The organism is Bacteroides caecimuris (genome assembly GCF_001688725.2).
GTDB lineage: Bacteria > Bacteroidota > Bacteroidia > Bacteroidales > Bacteroidaceae > Bacteroides > Bacteroides caecimuris.
This window is the reverse complement of record NZ_CP015401.2, coordinates 4,450,886-4,469,763: the sequence shown is the minus strand read 5'-3', so window position 1 is coordinate 4,469,763 and position 18,878 is coordinate 4,450,886. Positions and strand designations below refer to the sequence as shown.

The window sequence follows — 18,878 nt, the reverse complement described above, 5'->3', positions numbered from 1 at the left end:
ACTCATGAACATTTATTCGCTTATTCCAATTGTCTGCATTATCCTATCTTTGGGATATTGGTTTTATATAAAAAGCAAAGTTTCCCAACAGGTTCAGGCAGTAGACAGTACCGATTTCAAAGCAGAATTTGCAAATGCGGCACAATACAAGAACCAATTTCTGACATCCGAACTCCCCTTTCTGAAAAAAGCGATGGAGCAAAGCCCTATCGATGCTTTCAATTATGCCAACATCGAACACAATATGGTAGATGCCCTCAAAGACGGTGTGAAAGACAAACTGAAAGGAATGGCTACTTTGGGAACCGTGCGTTTCACTACCGTGGCAACTCCTAAATATCTGGTATTAAGCGGTGATAAGCTGCACCTGTTCGACACAGATACCGATGGGGAAATTGACAAGCATCTGATATTCGAACCTTCGCAACTCAAAAACTCCAGGCTCACCGTATATCCTTTGGAGGGACAAGTAAAAGCACAGGCACAAGCTCGCGGCAAAAATGTAAAAGCCTATAAGCTCTCTTTGCAGACAGACGGAAAAGCGATTGAACTCATCCTTTATTCCTGCCTGATCTTCACGAATATTCCCGGAACTCCGGCAGATGCGGAAGAAACGGTACATGCCATTGTCATTGCCAATGATTTTCTAAAACGCCTGGGCGACTGTTATCCGAATCTGAAAGTAGCATTGCCCATAGAAGAGTCCTGATGTAAAAATGGATGCATCCCACCCGGAAAGAACTGAAATATGATAATTAGCGCCCAAAGGTCTTACCAATAAAAGTATTATCTTTGTTGCATGAAAAAGTTAGTCATTGTAGGATGTGGACGACTTGCAGGAATCATTGCGGATGCAGTTGTCAAAGGCTTATTACCAGATTACGATCTGGTAGGTGTCTATTCGCGTACGGCTTCAAAAGCAGCGCACATCGTTCGTAAAATGCAGCAACATGGCAAACCTTGCATTGCTTGCGCTACATTGGAAGAGTTATTAGCATTAAAACCAGATTATCTGGTAGAGTCGGCCTCCCCTGCCGCTATGCGGGAAGTGGCAGAAACCGCCAAGACAAATGGCACACGAATCTATATCGCATCCGGAGCTACCGGTGGATTCGATGTTTTAAGAGCTGCCTCCCTAATGGGAAATACGACGGCCCGCTTCTTCAATGAAAAAGGTCCTAACGCACTCAAAGGAACTCCCGTTTATGATGATTCTTTGCAAACGGAGCACCGCATCGGCATCTCCGATACGGGCAATGATTTCATCATCACTCGCGGGTATGTCAGGATACATCACAACCTGACCGGCAAATGAATACAACGTTTTTTCGGCCGACGGAACCAGGCTGACCGGCTCTATAGCTACAAGTTTCTGAAACATCGTTTTTTTTATTTTAGAAGTATTATTAATGAAGTAATCATTTGTACCTGAAATCAAAATCAGGCTACAACCCAGCGTTCCACATTCCGCTTCTCTGCACTGAACTCTACACCGACTTTTATCACCTGCCGACCTTCCACTGCATAAGGAAGTGCGTACCCTTTCTCATCAATCTGCTGCATAGCTTGGCCGGCAGTCCCATTCAACTTAAATTCGAAAACATAGATAAACTTAGGAGTCCGCACCACAGCATCTGCGCGCCCTCGTGAGCTATGTACTTCTGCCTGAGTAAATTGTCCCATCAATTTGAAGATCAAGTAAATGACAACTTGATAATGACGCTCGGTCTGGTCATTCAACTCGTAGGGAAAATCTGCAAAGAAAGCTTCAAAACGACGCATGAAGGCATCCGCATTACCATTTTCCAGTTCATTGATAAATTTGCCGATATAAAAGCTTCTTTCATCATCGGTCACGGAGGTGTAAAATGGAACCAGAAAGTTGAGAAAACCGTAACGTACTTCATCGTTAGGAAAACCAAGACGATACATTTTGAATCGTCTGTCATAGTCCTTAATGGTCAGATAGCCACTCTGATAAATCAATGGGATCGGGTTTTTCTTATCTGCACGATATTCGGTGAAAGCGGAAACCGCTGTTTCTATACCATCCATCAACAAACGGAGATCATAGTCGCTCTCCTTCAACAGCTCTACAAGAAAGGTAGGAGTTCCGGTTTGAAACCAATAATTGCTAAACTCTTTACTGAAAAAAGCATTCAGAACGCTAAACGGATTGAACACTCCCCCGCCATTGGGATGAAAGTGATAACCATCATATTGCCGGGTCATTGTATCCACGACTTCTTGCTTGTCGATGCCATTCGCCTGCGATAGCGCCTCGATCTCCGGTTCAAAGTTAGCGAGAAGCTCCTCATGGGTAATGCCGCAAATAGTAGAGAAATCATAATTCATGCTGATATCAATCAACTGGTTCAAGTCACTGAACACGCTGACCTGCGAGAATTTGGTAACACCCGTCAGGAACGCAAAACGGAGATAGCGATCTGCACTTTTCAGTACCCCGTAGAAAGCTTTCAGAGTAGAACGGTAAGAATCGAGAAGCGGTTCGTTCTGAATAGCCTGCAATAATGGTTTGTCATACTCGTCCACCAATACCACCACTCCTTTACCCGTTTGTTCGGAAGCACGACGGATGATGCCCCAAAAACGGGAGGATAAAGTAGTTTCATCATCTCCCACACCATAGATGGCTTCCCACTGGGTCAACTGATTACTTAAAATAGCATCCAACCTATCGGGCGAATCATATTTCTCGGCATTCAAATCAATATGCAACACAGGATGCACCTCCCATTTTGTTTCTAATTTCTCCACATCGAGTCCGGTAAAAAGCTCACGCCGTCCCTTAAAGTACGCTTCGAACGTAGAAATCAGCAAACTCTTTCCAAACCGGCGCGGACGGCTCAAGAAAAAAGGCTTGCCTGTATTCGCCATGGTCCACATCAATGCTGTCTTATCCACATACAAGTATCCATCGTTGCGGATATCCTCGAAAGTCTGAATCCCGATAGGGAGTTTTCTGCCCGTCACCAACATATTATTTTTGCTATTCAATTGTTATCAAACACGTATTTGTTACAAAAATACGAATTCCGGTAATGAAAGCAAACCTGCCAACCATTTATTTACTGAAGTTTCGCAATCTCTATACAAGCAGCCGCGAATATCAATAAAGAAGAAATTATAAGAAAAGTTTAATTATATAAGTTCCTGATAATGCACAAACAATACATTCGCTTTGTTTTCTATTCATTTTTAAACAAAATCAACCACCATTCCTCTTTGTCTTGAAACAATTCATTATATTTGCCTGACCTACTTCTATTACAGGAAGATACCTCTCTACGGCTATGGGACAACCGTAGTCAACTGAATAGTTTCGGTAACCTCCAAGCCTTTATTTTCACTATTGCCAAACATCAAGTAATCGATTATTTCCGCAAACAAGTCAACGAACTGCAATTCGAGGACTTTATGGAGTATTGCGAGAACCAGGAAAGCGATGTATCTCCGGAAGACCTATTATTGTATGATGAATTCCTGCAACATCCGTACCCAAGGTTTTCCATTCGGCGGTTCACTCCGGACGCTTAATCTTGGTTAACAGACTGATAAAAAAACGAAAAAACAAGCTCCTTCCGGAGCCTTCCCGAAGATTCTGATTTTTTGTCTTTTCCTCGCTTGTCCGCTGCTTTTTCGTCACTTCTTCGTATCCCCTTCGTTTCCCCTTCGTTCCCCCTTCGTTCCCTCTTCGTTCTAAAATTGAATAAATATTTACTTAATATCCGTGAAGAAACGAAAATGAATGCTTCATGAAGCGAGGATAAAACGGAATTTGACGCTTAATTGTTAAATGATGCAAACCAACGGATGGCTTGTTGCGTTTTCCAAAATGCGGACAAACTCTCTTCTATTGCGTTTGCATCCGTTAACAGAACGGGGCGTCTGTCGGAAAACTTTCTCCCGCCGGTGATTGTTGACTGCATTGAAGCATGAACCGCCCACAGGATTTTCGGGCTGCCCCCTTCTGCCGGCTTGAATTTCTTTGTTGACAGAGCCGCAAATGCCTTCGCTGAATCGTTCAACGCAAAAATCAAAGCATTCAGGGCGTCTCTGAGAGGGGTGACGGATATCAGGTTCTTTCTGTTCAGACTTACAAAACCATATGCTTAGGCCCCCCTATGTTTATCGGGTGAGCCACCAACAGCAACTTAACATCTTAATAAAAGAAAAAGGTCAATTCACCCCCATGAATTGACCTTTATTTCTTTGGCTATCTGTCTCCATTATGATCTTTCATCCTTATTGTTCAGCCTTGAACTTAATCTTCAGAATCTTACTGATAGCCGGCTTATACTTCTTCAACATCCGGTCGAATCCCAAGTCATTCGGATGGGTCCCATCTACAGTCCCCTCGTGATCTGTTCCCAAGAAGCGGTCTTCTTTGATGAAATACAGGTTCTTTACGCCTTTTTTACGCAGTACTTCTACTTGTTCGGCGACGGCCTCGTTCTGTTGCTTTACATTCTCACGGGCTTTCTGATTAAAGTTTCCCGTTTCGCGTATCAATGTCTGTATCACAATAATAGGTGTATCCGGATGTTTTTCCCGCAAGGTCATTACAAAGTCAACAGTCCGGTCGGTTATCTCTTTGGGAGAAGGATTAGGAATACAATCCAAGATGAAAGCGTCCGCATCAATATCCGCCAACATCTCGGCAACTTCTTTCTCCATCTTGCCGTTTCCGCTCAATCCTAAATTGATAAAATTATATCCGCTGCTACGGGACAAACGAGCCGGATAAGCCATCCCGGGACGACTGGCAGATGCTCCCTGCAAAATGCTGGACCCGTATACCACTATCTTTTCTTTGAACGGATTTTCTCCTTTACGTATGTGAGCATCAGAAGAAACGCCTATCTCCAGACTCTTCAACTCATCATATAAAGGCAGATATAACAAACATTCTTTCTCTTCGGTTCCCATATTATCAACAATCACTCTTTCCGTAGTTACGCCACCCGGCATCCCTACTCCGGCAAATTGCCATTTCCCATCGCGTTTGATATACAAATCCAAGCCTTTCTGGGCTATCCCGGTCAAGTTTGGCAATTGGTAATTGCCAGAAACAGTCCATTTAGCTTTTATCACCGGGCTGTCCGTTGTGAAGGAAATAGCCAAACCTGCAGAGTTAGTGAATAGCTTCTTTGCCGCAGGAGGCATCATACAATACTTTGCAGTGTCTACCCGGTGGAAATATTCGCCTTCGGTAGTCGCTTTTCCTACCAGTAAAAGCTCTTGGGCGGGCACATAGGTAAAATTGTTCTTCTGCTGTCCGAATGTTGTAAGGGGAAACATTATCAGACCCAAGCAAATCCATACATTTCGTGTTAAGTTTCTCATGATCAGTTTAATATTAATAGTTTATTCCAGTATATCGTAGCTGTATCAAAAAAGCTACTTATAAATCAGCGTTGATAAATACTCTTCTGCAAACATTTCATTGGCAACCTCCAGTAATTGCTCTGCTGTTAACTCTTCAATACGCCTAAAAACAAACTCGGATGATTCATATTTATGATAATGAAGGTATGTTTTCGCCATTCCCAGCGCATTATTCTCAAAGTTATCAGATGCCACTCCGATTTGTCCGATCAACTGCTTTTTCGCTGCTGCCAACTGGGAGGAAGTCATTTTCACATCACGCATCCGCTTCAGTTCCTTATAGGTCAGTTTCAAACAGGTGTCCATATCATCCACATCTGTCCCGAAATAAATACAGAAAGCCCCTGTATCCGTGTAAGAGGTCAGATTGGATTCGACATTATAAACCAGCCCTCTACGCTCACGAAGAGACACATTGAGTTTGCTATTCATCCCGGGACCTCCGAGGATATTGTTCAATAAATAGAGAGCCGTTCGTTTGTCGTCATACGCATTATAGCCACGACTACCCATCATTACATGTGCCTGGTGTGTGTCTTTGGAAACCGTCAGATGTTCCGGCACATAAAGAGGCGGAGGTGTACGACGATTCTCTACTCTTACATCAGGAATATCCAAGAGGTATTTCTCTACCAGGCGGATGATTCTTTTGAATTCATATTGTCCCTGAACAAAAAACACCATATTCCCCGGTTGGTAAAACCGGCGGGTAAACGACAGAACATCCTCTGTGCGAAAACTCCGCAGCAGCTCCGGTTTACCAAGAATGTTTCTTCCCAATGGATGATTGCGGAAGATCATATCCTCAAAATCATCGAAGATCAGTTCCGACGGAGTATCCTCATACGACTGGATTTCATCAATAATGACCTCCGTTTCTTTTTCTATCTCATGCTGCGGAAAAGTTGAATGAAATACAATATCCCCCAACAGTTCAAGCGCCCGTTCCAGATGTTCTTTCAGGAAAGCGGCATAGACCACCGTTTCTTCCTTATTAGTGTAAGCATTCAGGTCGCCACCCACATTCTCCATCCGGTTGAGGATATGCCAGGCTTTCCGCTTCTCCGTTCCCTTAAAAATCAGGTGTTCCACAAAATGGGCCATTCCCTGCTCATTCTCCGCCTCATCGCGCGTTCCGGCATCGATCGCAAAACCACAATAAGCTACTTTTGAGAGGGTCGGTTCATGGATAATACGTAAGCCATTTGGCAATGTATATTCGTTGCAATGCATTGTTTTCTACTTCCTTATTGAATTAATGCCACAAAAATACAATAAAACTTATTGCTGTTTATAGAAAATTGCAGATATTTGTGGACTATAACAGCAACAACGTATATGGAAAAAATAGGAATATTCTGTTCCGCCTCCGAAAACATTGACAAAATGTACTTCGAAAGTGCCCGCCAAATAGGAGAATGGATGGGGCAGAAAGGCAAAACCTTGATATATGGAGGTGCCAGCCTCGGACTGATGGAATGTATCGCCCGCGCCGTGAAAGAAAACGGCGGCAAGGTCATCGGAGTTGTTCCCGCCAAACTGGAGGAGAACGGCAAAGTAAGCACTCTGTTAGACGAAGAAATTCACACCCGCAATTTGAGTGACCGCAAAGACATCATAACGGAGAAGTCGGAGGTGCTAGTCGCACTACCCGGAGGCGTTGGTACGCTCGATGAGATTTTCCATGTAATAGCCGCTGCTTCTATCGGCTATCACCGGAAGAAGGTCATCTTCTACAACGAATATGGTTTCTATGACGAACTATTGAAAGCACTCCACACCCTGGAGGATAAAGGGTTTGCACGGCAACCATTCTCAACCTATTACGAAGTAGCAAACACATTGAACGAATTAAAAGAAAAAATAAACTGATTATATGATAGACTCCATCAAACAACTTTTGCAACAGGAAGCACAAGCTGTGCTCAACATCCCTGTAACAGACGCTTATGAAAAAGCAGTGAAACTGATTGTAGAACAAATACATCAGAAAAAGGGAAAACTGGTAACTTCCGGTATGGGAAAAGCCGGACAGATTGCCATGAACATTGCTACAACTTTTTGTTCCACCGGTATTCCATCCGTCTTTCTGCACCCCAGCGAAGCGCAACACGGGGACTTGGGTATTTTACAAAGAAATGATTTACTCCTGTTGATCTCCAACTCGGGCAAGACACGGGAAATTGTGGAATTAACCCGTCTGGCTCATAATCTGGATCCGGACTTGAAGTTTATTGTTATTACTGGTAATCCGGACAGTCCGTTGGCAAAAGAGTCGGATGTTTGCCTTAGTACCGGTAGGCCGGCTGAAGTCTGTGTGTTAGGCATGACTCCTACTACCTCTACCACTGCCATGACAGTGATCGGAGATATATTGGTGGTGCAAACCATGAAAGAAACAGGATTCACGATCGCCGAATATTCAAAACGCCATCATGGTGGTTATCTGGGAGAAAAATCAAGATCACTATGCGAAAAGTAATCGGTATCGGAGAGACAATCCTCGACATCATCTTTCGAGGCGACCAGCCTTCCGCAGCCGTACCGGGAGGCTCTGTATTCAATGGCATCGTCTCATTGGGACGAATGGGAGTAAACGTCGGTTTCATCAGTGAAACCGGGAATGACCGTGTAGGCAATATTATCCTGCAGTTTATGCGTGAGAATAATATTCCAACCGATCATGTCAACGTATTCCCGGACGGTAAATCACCAGTATCTCTGGCTTTTCTCAACGAGCAAAGCGATGCAGAATATATATTTTACAAGGACTATCCCAAGCAACGCCTGGACGTCCTATTCCCTAAATTAGAGGAAGATGACATTGTGATGGTGGGGTCGTATTATGCACTGAATCCGGTACTGCGGGAAAAGATTCTCGAATTACTCGATCAGGCACGGGAAAAGAAAGCCATCATCTATTACGACCCGAATTTCCGCTCTTCTCATAAGAACGAAGCCATCAGACTGGCTCCAACCATTATTGAGAATCTTGAATATGCGGATATTGTACGCGGTTCATTGGAGGATTTCCTCTATATGTACAACATACAGGACGTAGACAAGATATACAAGGATAAAATCAAATTCTATTGCCCACGATTCATCTGTACTGCAGGTGGAGAAAAAGTAGCGTTACGCACCAATCTGGTCAACAAAGATTATCCGGTAGAACCGTTACAGGCAGTCAGCACCATTGGGGCCGGCGATAATTTTAATGCAGGACTCATTTATGGATTACTCAAATATGATGTTCGATACCGCGACCTAAATAACTTGAACGAAGATATATGGGATAAAATAATCCAATGCGGAAAAGACTTCGCAGCCGAGGTTTGCGGAAGTTTCAGTAATTCGGTATCCGTGGAGTTTGCAAAGAAATACAGGTAAAATTTACCATAATGCACAAAAGGACACAGAGCTTTATATCATTCGCTCAACAACTAAAATGACTATACCCTCTGTGTCCTTTGTGACGATATTCAAACACGTAAATTACTATCAACTTTGTCTAATTATCGCAAAGGAATTCAAAAAGCAGTTCACCGTTCTTCTCAACCATAACGATTATTTCAATATCCCCAAAGCCTCTAAATACACCTATAAATTGCCGGTCAACTCTCAAGAAGCAATCACTACTATTTATTCGGTTAAAAAAGATTTCCTGAATGCCGCAAAGGAACAGGTTGAATCTGAATATGGGAGTATACAAACGTATCCGAAAAGAGGAATCGAACTTTTTATGGAAGACATAGAACAGTTGCGCAGCATTTTATTAACAGATAATTGATTGTTGATAAAGGATAAATATGATGATGTCTACAATAATTATCCGTTATCAACCATTCATTATCAACTAAATTAACTATCTTTGCATCCGAAATAAAAGATATACAGAGATTTAATGAAGACATTTGAAGAGCTTGGCGTTTCTCCGGAGATACGTAAAGCAATTGAAGAAATGGGATACGAGAATCCCATGCCGGTACAAGAGGAAGTGATTCCGTACCTTTTAGGAGAAAATAATGATGTAGTAGCTCTTGCACAGACAGGAACAGGTAAAACAGCCGCATTCGGTTTGCCTCTGCTCCAACAAATTGACGTAAAGAACAGAATCCCACAATCGCTGATCCTCTGCCCTACCCGTGAGCTTTGTCTCCAAATAGCAGGAGATCTGAACGACTATTCCAAATACATTGATGGACTAAAAGTACTGCCTGTATATGGAGGTTCTTCCATTGACAGCCAGATACGCAGCCTGAAACGAGGCGTACATATCATCGTAGCCACTCCTGGACGTTTGCTGGACTTGATGGAACGCAAGACCGTTTCCCTATCCACCATCCGCAACGTTGTAATGGACGAAGCAGACGAGATGCTGAACATGGGATTTACAGATAGCATTAACGCTATTCTGGCTGATGTACCGCAAGAACGTAACACACTGCTTTTCTCCGCTACTATGAGCCCGGAAATTGCACGTATCTCCAAAAACTATTTACGTAACGCGAAAGAAATCACTATTGGCCGTAAGAACGAAAGTACCAACAACGTTAAACACGTAGTTTATACCGTACAAGCGAAAGATAAATACGAGGCTTTAAAACGCATTGTCGACTATTACCCGCAAATATACGGTATTATTTTCTGCCGTACCCGCAAGGAAACACAGGAAATTGCTGACAAATTAATGCAAGAAGGCTATAATGCCGACTCGCTGCATGGCGAACTTTCACAAGCACAACGAGACACTGTCATGCAAAAGTTCCGTATTCGTAATCTGCAGCTGCTTGTTGCTACGGATGTAGCAGCCCGTGGTCTGGATGTGGACGATTTGACTCACGTCATCAACTACGGCTTGCCTGATGATACAGAAAGCTACACTCACCGCAGCGGACGTACGGGACGTGCCGGAAAAACCGGTACTTCTATCGCTATCATCAATCTCCGCGAGAAGGGAAAGTTAAGAGAAATAGAACGAATTATCGGCAAGAAATTCATTACCGGAGAGATGCCGACTGCGGCAGGCATTTGCCAGAAGCAGTTGATTAAGGTTATTGACGACCTTGAAAAAGTAAAAGTAAATGAAGAAGAAATCGCAGGCTTCATGCCGGAAATCTATCGTAAACTAGAATGGTTGAGCAAGGAAGACCTGATAAAACGAGTGGTTTCGCACGAATTCAACCGTTTCGCAGAATATTACCGCCACCGCCCGGAAATAGAACAACCAACAATTGAAAGCCGTAGTGAACGTGCCAGAAAAGGTGACCGCAAAGAAAACGGTTTCGAAAAGAGAAGTCGGAAAGCTGCTCCAGGCTTCAACCGCCTATTCATCAATCTGGGTAAAACAGACAGTTTCTTCCCCAGTGATCTTATCGGCTTATTGAACAGTAATACACGCGGACGTATCGAGTTGGGACGCATTGACCTGATGCAGAACTTCTCTTTCTTCGAAGTACCTGAAAAAGAAACTGTCAATGTTCTAAAAGCTCTAAACCGTGCCAAATGGAATGGTCGCAAAGTTGTTGTAGAAGTTTCCAGTGAAGAAGGCGGAAAAGGACACGAAAACGGTTCGGGTGAACGCAAAGGCGGTAAAAGATCCGGTAAAAACGAAGAGCGCGCTCCACGCTATGAAAATAAAGACAGAAAATCTAAGGATGCTTCTGCCAAAGGTTCAAAATCCAGCAAGAAGGAAAAACCAAGCCGTGCAGAGCGGGGATATTCGGATGCCCGCGGACCGAAAAGGAAAGATAACTGGCAGGAATTTTTCAAAGATAAGGAGCCTGACTTCAGTGAAGAAGGATGGGCGAGAAGAAAGCCCAAAAAGCAACTTTAATCTTCCGAGAAATTGGGGGTGTGTCAACGTGATAAACTATTCAAACCCTTGACACACCCCCACTCAATTATACTAATGAAAGTCCTTCTCTTTCAAATCTTTTTTTTTCATCTCTCTATACTGCCGCGGAGGTATTCCGAACTTTTGAGAAAACACTTTATAGAAAGTACCTCTATTCGTATAACCCGCCTTATTCATAACCTCCTCTACTGTAAGATTTGTAGTAAGCAACAGGCGTTCCGCTACCGTCAGACGATACTCTTTGATAATGTCAGCCGGAGTTTTATCCGTTATATTCTTCAATTTCCGATAAAACTGACGAGTGCTACACCCTAATGAAGCGCTCAACAACTCTACCGAAAGCTCCGGATTCTCCACATATTCATCTATCACTCGCATCATTTTCTCAAAGAACGACTTGTCTTCTTTATGCAAAAGATGCCCGTCTTCCAGTTTAAAAGCACTATAAATAGAGTTATAATACTCTTTCATATCCTCTTTACGCCTAATCTGCCTTTCTACAATCTTCTCTAGATATTCGACATTAAAAGGTTTTGTAACGTATGCCTCCGCACCCGATTCGATTCCTTTCACTTGCTCATCAATATAATTAAGTGCCGAGAGCAATACTAGCGGAATATGACTCAACAATTTATCTTCCTTCACAATCTTCGCAAATGCCCGTCCATCCATATCCGGCATCATCACATCCGATAAAATCAAGTCCGGTTGTTTCAGTTTCAACTGTTCCAACGCCTCCTGCGCACTATTAAACGGCTGCACATTATATTTACCCGCAAAGATTTCTGTCACAAACCACAACATAGAAGGATCATCATCAATAATCATTATAGTCTGCCTAGAAGCGTCATAATCTGCAACAATATCCTTCTTCTGCTCTACTGGTTTATCGCTAATTGGCATTACTTGCTTCTTCAGTTCCTTCAATTCTCCTGATTTCGCATCAGTAACAGTCAACATCGGCAAAACAACCTCAAAAGTCGTCACCTCTTCCGGTATGCTCATCACGCGAATCTCTCCAGCAAGCAGATTCACCATACTATGACAAATAGCCAGTCCCAAGCCATTTCTCGGGAAAGCTTCGTTCTTATTCTGCGTTTCAAAATCATCCAGAATCTTATAGCGATCGAATATCTTATCCAGATTCTCCTTCTTAATTCCCTTACCTGAATTGGATACACGGATACAAAGCCTTTCTCCTTCAATACATTGCTCCACAGTTATCTTACCGCCATCGGAGGTATATTTGAAAGCATTCGATATCAAATTATTGACAATTTTACTCAAGCAACTCACATCTGTATTCCAGCGATCTCCCTCCTCAATATTTAGTTGATAATCCACCTTTCTACTTTCCACCCATTCACCGAAAGATTCGGCAATGCCCCGAGTATGCTCATCCACAGCTACCTCTTGTATATCCAATACCTTATGCCCTGTTTCTAACCGACGAAATTCTATCAGTTCTTGAATCAGCGAGTTCAGTTTCTGTGCATTCTGTTGAACCAAATCAGCATATTTACGGATATATCCATCTGTTCCGGCATAGGACAGAATCTTCTCACAAGGTCCTGATATTAAAGTAAGAGGTGTACAAAATTCATGTGTGATATTTGTAAAGAACCTTAATTTAGATTCATAAATTTCATCTCGTTTTTGTCGGTTCAGTTTCTCAATAATAATATCCCGTTTCCGACGATAGCGACGAATAGCCATATAAACAAGCCCCCAAAGCAAAAGAAGAAACAGCAAGAAATATCCCCAATAAGCCAATTGTGTCATATACCAAGGAGGAGCAATACGAATGACCAAAGAGTACGGCTTGCTTTCTTTACCCATAATATTACTCCGGCATTTCACCCAAAGAGTGTATTGACCGGGTGGAAGATTGGAGAAAACAGCCGTTGTAGAAGAGCCGTTCTCTATCCAATTATTGCTTAGTCCGTCTATCATATAAGAATAAGTATAATTATTACCATTGATATAATCGACAGCTACAAAAGATAAATTGAAAAAATTCTGGCTATAATCCAGTTCCAACACTTCCACCTCTTTATCTTGCCGCAAAAAATGATAAATATTATATTCTTTTCCAAAGATAGATAGACGGTAAAACTGCAATTTCGGCATATATTCCATAGCCGTAAGATCGTTTTCATTGATAGTAATAAATCCGTTCGTTCCACCGAAGAAGAGAGTCCCTGTACGCTCGTCCTTAAAGAAAGCACCATCACTGAACTCTGTGACTTCCAGATTATTCTGCCGATTATAAGCCTGGACAGTATTTGCCTCAATATTAAACCGTACCACCCCTTGATTGGTACTTAGCCAAAGATTATGTTCGCCATCTTCCAAAATGCCGTGAACCGTATTATTGGGGAATCCATCTGCCTCATTATATACCCGATAATTACCGGGCGACTGCATATGTGTCAACCCAAAACTAGTACCCAACCAATAGCCTTTTTTATTTGAAAGAATGGCAAAAATATCATTTACAGCCTGGTTACTGACTTCCTGGTCAAAACGAAATGGCATCATCACCTCCGTCTTCACATTCATCCGGTAAGCACCATAACCACGATTACCAAACCATAAAATGGAATCATTTTCCTGATGAGACGTAAAAAAGTAATTAGAGGCTCTTCTCCCTCCATCTAACACAATTCTTCGGGTAAACATAACTTTAGGTTCTCCATCAGAAACGTTCAGCACAATTTTCACAATTCCCTCACCTACAGTAGCCACCCAAATCGTACTGTCATTCAATTCACATATAGAGTGCACATATCTCAACGTCTTACCGTCAACCATAACAGGAAACTCTTTTACTTTTCTCTCCCGATAAGAATAATAGTTCATCCCATGCTCCGTTCCTATCCACAGTCGATTCCAACAACTAGGAGCAAAACAGTAAACGGAATTATCCGTCAACGAACTATTCCCTGTATGCAACCGTTCCACATCAAACTTTCCTCCCGTATCTGGAGCATAACGGAGCATACGCAAAATTCCATCTCCTTTAGTCCCCACCCATAACGTTTGCTCATCATCCAAAAACAAAGCCCGCACCGGAGTGTTAATTTGATAGTCAGAAGTATCCAATAAAGTATTCCGAATAGAAAAATGGTCGATGAAATACATATATACCCCCTGTCCATCAGTTCCCACCCAAATAATATCCTGAAATCGATCTTTAAACAGACAGAAAATGCCGGATTCAATGCCGATTGATTGCATGACATATTTAACCTTACTGTCGGACTGATATTTCAAGCAAATCAATCCACTGCTTTTGAAACCGACATAATAATCATCTCTTTGCTTGACAATAGAAGAGACCTGCCCTCGCTGAGCTATCTCCTCTTTCAAATCAGCTATGAAATATTTATTCCGGCTACGCAAATCATACTCATAAAGATCATAAGCATCGTCAATAAAATAAACCAAATCTCCTTCTCCTGATGTCCAAAACAACTCTCCCTCCTGCTCAAACAACGACTGAAGAATAAGTTCCGGAATACTATCTTCCTTCTTTTCAATAACATAACTACGGACATCACCACCGGAAGAAAAAATCCATAGAACATTCGCACTATCCACACATATATACTGTATATCCTCAAAAGCTAACCGCTTTGCATTCAAACGGTGGAATTTAAGTCCTTTCCGATCAAAATAATAAATATAACCGTCATCCTTAATGACCAAGACATCATTCTCCCGCGTTTTTGCCATACAGCTAATATCCTGAAAGTCTTTAAATCGCTGAACAGTTTGCAAATGAGTATCGAAACGGTCGAGTCCATAATTCGTCTGTATCCATAAAACATGGTCTTCCGCTTCCATTATATTATCAATCAAGTTACCAGACAAATTGTTCCGGACATCAACAGGCTTATACAAACGGAGTTCAGTCCCATCAAACACATTTAATCCGTCACACGAACCAATCCAGATCAATCCATCACAATCCTGACAAATAGAAAGAATGGCGCTATTAGACAATCCGTTTTTGCTGGAAAACTGACGCAAACTATATGCTGTAGCCTCAACATCCAACAGACTCCACCAACCGATAACGAGAAAAAAGAAAAATCGAGAAAGATATGTTTTTCCCATAAGCAACAAAGTATTTCATTCAATAGCAAAAGATGCAGTTCATTAATACAAAAGTAATAAAGAAACTTCTTACACCAATAATAAACAGATAATAAATTGCACGATTTTCCGCCATTTCCTCCTCAATTCCTGCCATTTTATCAAGAAAAGACATAAATGGCATAAATTCGTACATACATTCCTCAGCACCACCCCCATATTTGCAACGTCTGATTTTCATAACGGTCAAGACACTATTTTATATCCATTAAACACTAATACGTATGACCTAAAAGTACTCTCCATTCAAAATCAAAACTAGCATCAGAGAATTTTAATCATTTAATTTAATTCCTTAAATCAAAACAAGGTATGACTTGTAGAAAGTATAAACTTTTGTTTTTCAGTCTCGCTATAGCCTCCTTATTTATTCTGGCGCCCGACATTAATGCCGGACAAGCGAGCATATTGAACACTTCGCAAACGAAGAATACCCTCGTAAAAGGAACGGTAAAAGATGTATCCGGTGAACCTCTCATCGGAGTAAGCGTAAGTGTAAAAGGCAAGTCGGGAATCGGAACAATTACAGACATCAACGGCAACTTCTCCATTCAATGTGACGCCAATGATGCACTAGTTTTTTCGTACATCGGCTATGCTACTCTAGAGTTTCCGGTTAACGGAAAGAGTTCTCTTTCCATTAGCATGAAAGAAGACACGAAAGTCCTCGATGAAGTTATTGTAGTAGGATATGGCACAACAACCCGTAAAAGTGCGGTAGGTGCGGTAGACCAAGTAAAAGCCGACATGATTGAAAACCGTCCGGTGGCAAACATGACTCAGGCATTGCAAGGAGCAGCACCGAACGTTATCATACAGCAACGTAACCACAACCCGAATGATAACAAAACGAATTTCAATATCCGTGGTATCAGTACGCTGAATGACAATAGCCCTCTATTTGTGATAGACGGACTGGTAGCTGACGGTGAAAGCTTCAATAAGCTGAATCCGATGGACATCGAAAACATCTCTATCTTGAAAGATGCAGGAACGGCCGCTATCTACGGTTCACGTTCTTCCAACGGTGTAGTAGTGGTGACCACCAAAAAAGGGAAAAAGAACCAGCGTCCGGTAGTCCGCTTGAGCGGCATGATAGGTTGGGAAAACCCGGACATCCTGTTCTCTCCGGTAGCAGGCTATCAAAACGCAACACTGAGAAATCTTGCAGAAACCAATGCAGGCAATGCTCCCAAGTATACTCCTGACCAAATCCGCGATTTAGCCGCTCATCAGAATGAAGAGAGCTGGTTCTTTGACCAGATTATGCGAACAGCCATGCAACAGAATTATAACCTAAGCGTATCCGGAGGTAGCGAACACTCTACCTACATGATTTCAATGGGTTATTACGATCAGGAAAGCAACTATGTAGGAAACGACTCTTTCGGTGTTCAACGCTACAACTTCCGCACAAGTCTGAGTACTGAGCTCGGACGCTTCAAACTGACCGGAATCCTTGCTTATGCCCGCAACAACAGTGTAAGCACTACCGGAGGAAGCCTGGAAGTAGATGCCGCCCGTACCCCGACCTACTATTACTATAAAATGAAATCAGCAGACGGACGATACCTGCTGAATGATATATTGTCCGAGTTCAACCCGCTGGGACAGTTGGAAGCGGGTGGAAGAAATAAATACCGTAATAACTACATCAACACAAACGTTTCCGCCGAAATGAAGATTATTGACGGATTAAAATTGAAAGGAGTGTTCGGTGCTGACATCATGAACGACACACGTTTTACCAGGAATCATGCAGTGGCTTATTATAGTAGCGAAGAAGCCACAGAACCGCGTCCAATCAAAAAAGAGAACAACAAAACCAGTAACTGGAACAGTAACGCCTATCTTATCAATACTCAACTGCTATTGGATTACAACAAAACATTCGGCAAGCATACGGTCAACGGTCTAGTAGGATTGACCAACGAGTCATACACACAAAGCAGTAACGAAATAGAAAAGAAGTATGTAGACCCCGATTTAGGTATTGCTACTGACGAAACAACCAGTGAGCCGGGAAACATCACAGGAAAAACTTCCGTTGACGACAGTAACCGTACCAGCATAACCTCCTTCTTTGGACGTGCAGGTTATTCGTATGCCGACAGATATTATGCAGAATTCAGTTTTCGCTACGACGGAGCTTCTAAGTTCCACAAGGACTATCGTTGGGGCTTTTTCCCCTCAGTTTCCTTGGGGTGGCGCCCTACAGAAGAATCCTTCATGGAGTTTTATAAAGAAAAGATAGGCGACTTGAAGTTACGAGCCTCTTACGGTATCTTGGGCAGTCAAGCAATCGGTACTTACGACCGTTTTACCGTATATGACGTGTATGACAACAGCTATGCCTACAATAACAAAACTGTATCGGGAGCCGGATTCAAACTGGGACTAGAAAATCTGACTTGGGAAAAAACCCAAACATTCAATATCGGTGTCGATGCCTCTTTCCTACAAAACAGTCTGACTGTCACTTTCGATTACTTCCATAAAAGAACGAATGACATCTTAATGAAACCGCTGATTTCTTCCGTATTCGGTACAGAAATGCCTATGGCAAATATCGGCAAGATGCAAAACCAGGGATGGGATCTATCTGTCAACTATCGATTGAAAACTGGGGCGTTTACTCACAATTTCAACTTTAATTTGGGAGATTCTTGGAACAAGGTATTAGAATTCCCCGGAGACGAACAAATTACCCAAGTGGAAGAGTTAAGCCGTATCATCCGGGTCGGTGTTCCCTTGAACTCTTATTATGGCTATAAGATGGCAGGATTTTTCCAAAGTTACGATGAAATTGAAGCGTCTGCCATACCAGTAGGAGCTAAGGTACAACCCGGAGATATTAAATTTGTAGACCGAAATGACGACGGTATCATCGACTCAAAAGATAAGTTTATTCTTGGTAATGCCTTCCCACGTTATACTTTCGGATTCACCTACGGTCTGAACTGGAAAGGGATCGATTTCAGTATGTTCTGGCAAGGAGTAGGCAAACGTGACATGATGTTGCGTGGTGAATTGATAGAACCATATCACGCCAACTACTCTTATACCATTTATAAACATCAACTGGATTTCTGGACACCAACCAATACCGAGGCCCGCTGGCCAAGATTAGCAGCGCCAGGTTCTGACTCCAACAGAAACAACTACGGCAATGGAAACGGCTCCGACCTCTTCTTGCTAGACGGTAAATACTTGCGGTTGAAAAACCTCACGATTGGTTATACCCTGCCCAAAGAATGGACTAAACATTTGGGAATGCAAAAAGCCCGCTTGTATATAAACGGTCAGAACTTACTGACATTCAGCAACAACTCGTTTATAGACCCGGAATCATCCGAATTTGATTCCAAAATGAGCACAAGCGGTGCCAATAGTGGGCGTTCGTATCCTACTCTGCGTTATTTCGGATTTGGTGTAGACATTGAATTTTAAT

Annotated in this window: 11 protein-coding genes and 5 pseudogenes; 10 read left to right on the top strand and 6 right to left on the bottom strand. The window is 42.4% G+C overall.

Translation table 11 applies throughout. The features are described 5' to 3' along the window. Nucleotides 1-4 precede the first annotated feature (4 nt). Together A4V03_RS19255 and A4V03_RS19250 are read left to right on the top strand one after the other, a co-directional pair. Complete coding sequence (locus A4V03_RS19255; RefSeq protein WP_065539996.1) at nucleotides 5-709, top strand: hypothetical protein; 705 nt, start codon at nucleotides 5-7, stop codon at nucleotides 707-709. A 90-nt stretch (nucleotides 710-799) separates the two neighbouring features. Then, a pseudogene (locus tag A4V03_RS19250) lies at nucleotides 800-1,267 on the top strand (aspartate dehydrogenase domain-containing protein); the annotation flags it as partial. Here A4V03_RS19250 and A4V03_RS19245 read toward each other — a convergent pair. Both A4V03_RS19245 and A4V03_RS19240 read right to left on the bottom strand, forming a co-directional pair. Then, nucleotides 1,184-1,381: pseudogene (locus A4V03_RS19245) on the bottom strand (dihydrofolate reductase); the annotation flags it as partial. The pseudogenes A4V03_RS19250 and A4V03_RS19245 overlap by 84 nt on opposite strands. 59 nt (nucleotides 1,382-1,440) lie before the next feature. Next, nucleotides 1,441-3,000 carry an ATP-binding protein gene (locus A4V03_RS19240; protein ID WP_065540512.1) on the bottom strand — a complete coding sequence of 520 codons (1,560 nt, stop codon included), beginning with the start codon at nucleotides 2,998-3,000 and terminating at the stop codon, nucleotides 1,441-1,443. A 294-nt stretch (nucleotides 3,001-3,294) separates the two neighbouring features. Between A4V03_RS19240 and A4V03_RS19235 the strand changes: the two are divergent. Both A4V03_RS19235 and A4V03_RS21475 read left to right on the top strand, forming a co-directional pair. Continuing rightward, nucleotides 3,295-3,510: pseudogene (locus tag A4V03_RS19235) on the top strand (RNA polymerase sigma factor); the annotation flags it as partial. A 489-nt stretch (nucleotides 3,511-3,999) separates the two neighbouring features. Continuing rightward, nucleotides 4,000-4,137, top strand: a pseudogene (locus A4V03_RS21475) (transposase); the annotation flags it as partial. 129 nt (nucleotides 4,138-4,266) lie between these two features. On the opposite strand, the gene A4V03_RS19230 reads toward A4V03_RS21475, so the two are convergent. Next, nucleotides 4,267-5,367, bottom strand: a complete 1,101-nt coding sequence (locus A4V03_RS19230) for an SGNH/GDSL hydrolase family protein (RefSeq protein ID WP_065539994.1) — start codon at nucleotides 5,365-5,367, stop codon at nucleotides 4,267-4,269. A gap of 54 nt (nucleotides 5,368-5,421) precedes the next feature. Further along, entirely contained in the window at nucleotides 5,422-6,642 is a 1,221-nt protein-coding gene (locus A4V03_RS19225) for a M16 family metallopeptidase (protein WP_024987456.1), read from the bottom strand. A gap of 105 nt (nucleotides 6,643-6,747) precedes the next feature. Here A4V03_RS19225 and A4V03_RS19220 point away from each other — a divergent pair, with 105 nt between their 5' ends. From A4V03_RS19220 to A4V03_RS19200, 5 genes and pseudogenes are all read left to right on the top strand, one after another. Further along, nucleotides 6,748-7,281, top strand: a complete 534-nt coding sequence (locus tag A4V03_RS19220; protein ID WP_065539993.1) for an LOG family protein — start codon at nucleotides 6,748-6,750, stop codon at nucleotides 7,279-7,281. A 4-nt stretch (nucleotides 7,282-7,285) separates the two neighbouring features. Then, nucleotides 7,286-7,891: an SIS domain-containing protein gene (locus tag A4V03_RS19215; RefSeq protein WP_065539992.1), complete on the top strand. Its 606-nt coding sequence runs from the start codon at nucleotides 7,286-7,288 to the stop codon at nucleotides 7,889-7,891. Further along, a complete protein-coding gene (locus A4V03_RS19210) occupies nucleotides 7,879-8,799 on the top strand; it encodes a carbohydrate kinase family protein (RefSeq protein WP_065539991.1) in 921 nt (306 codons plus the stop codon). Before A4V03_RS19215 ends, A4V03_RS19210 begins: the two co-directional genes overlap by 13 nt. Nucleotides 8,800-8,971: 172 nt before the next feature. After that, nucleotides 8,972-9,199: pseudogene (locus A4V03_RS19205) on the top strand (tyrosine-protein phosphatase); the annotation flags it as partial. A 114-nt stretch (nucleotides 9,200-9,313) separates the two neighbouring features. Next, nucleotides 9,314-11,245, top strand: coding sequence for a DEAD/DEAH box helicase (locus tag A4V03_RS19200; protein WP_065539989.1), 1,932 nt, complete (start codon nucleotides 9,314-9,316; stop codon nucleotides 11,243-11,245). A 72-nt stretch (nucleotides 11,246-11,317) separates the two neighbouring features. Here A4V03_RS19200 and A4V03_RS19195 read toward each other — a convergent pair whose 3' ends face one another. Continuing rightward, a complete protein-coding gene (locus A4V03_RS19195; protein ID WP_024987453.1) occupies nucleotides 11,318-15,388 on the bottom strand; it encodes a two-component regulator propeller domain-containing protein in 4,071 nt (1,356 codons plus the stop codon). Between the two features lie 19 nt (nucleotides 15,389-15,407). Next, nucleotides 15,408-15,608, bottom strand: coding sequence for a hypothetical protein (locus A4V03_RS21095; protein WP_024987452.1), 201 nt, complete (start codon nucleotides 15,606-15,608; stop codon nucleotides 15,408-15,410). Between the two features lie 131 nt (nucleotides 15,609-15,739). Between A4V03_RS21095 and A4V03_RS19185 the strand changes: the two genes are divergently transcribed. Beyond that, nucleotides 15,740-18,877, top strand: a complete 3,138-nt coding sequence (locus A4V03_RS19185) for a SusC/RagA family TonB-linked outer membrane protein (protein ID WP_024987451.1) — start codon at nucleotides 15,740-15,742, stop codon at nucleotides 18,875-18,877. The last annotated feature ends 1 nt before the right edge of the window (nucleotide 18,878 follow it).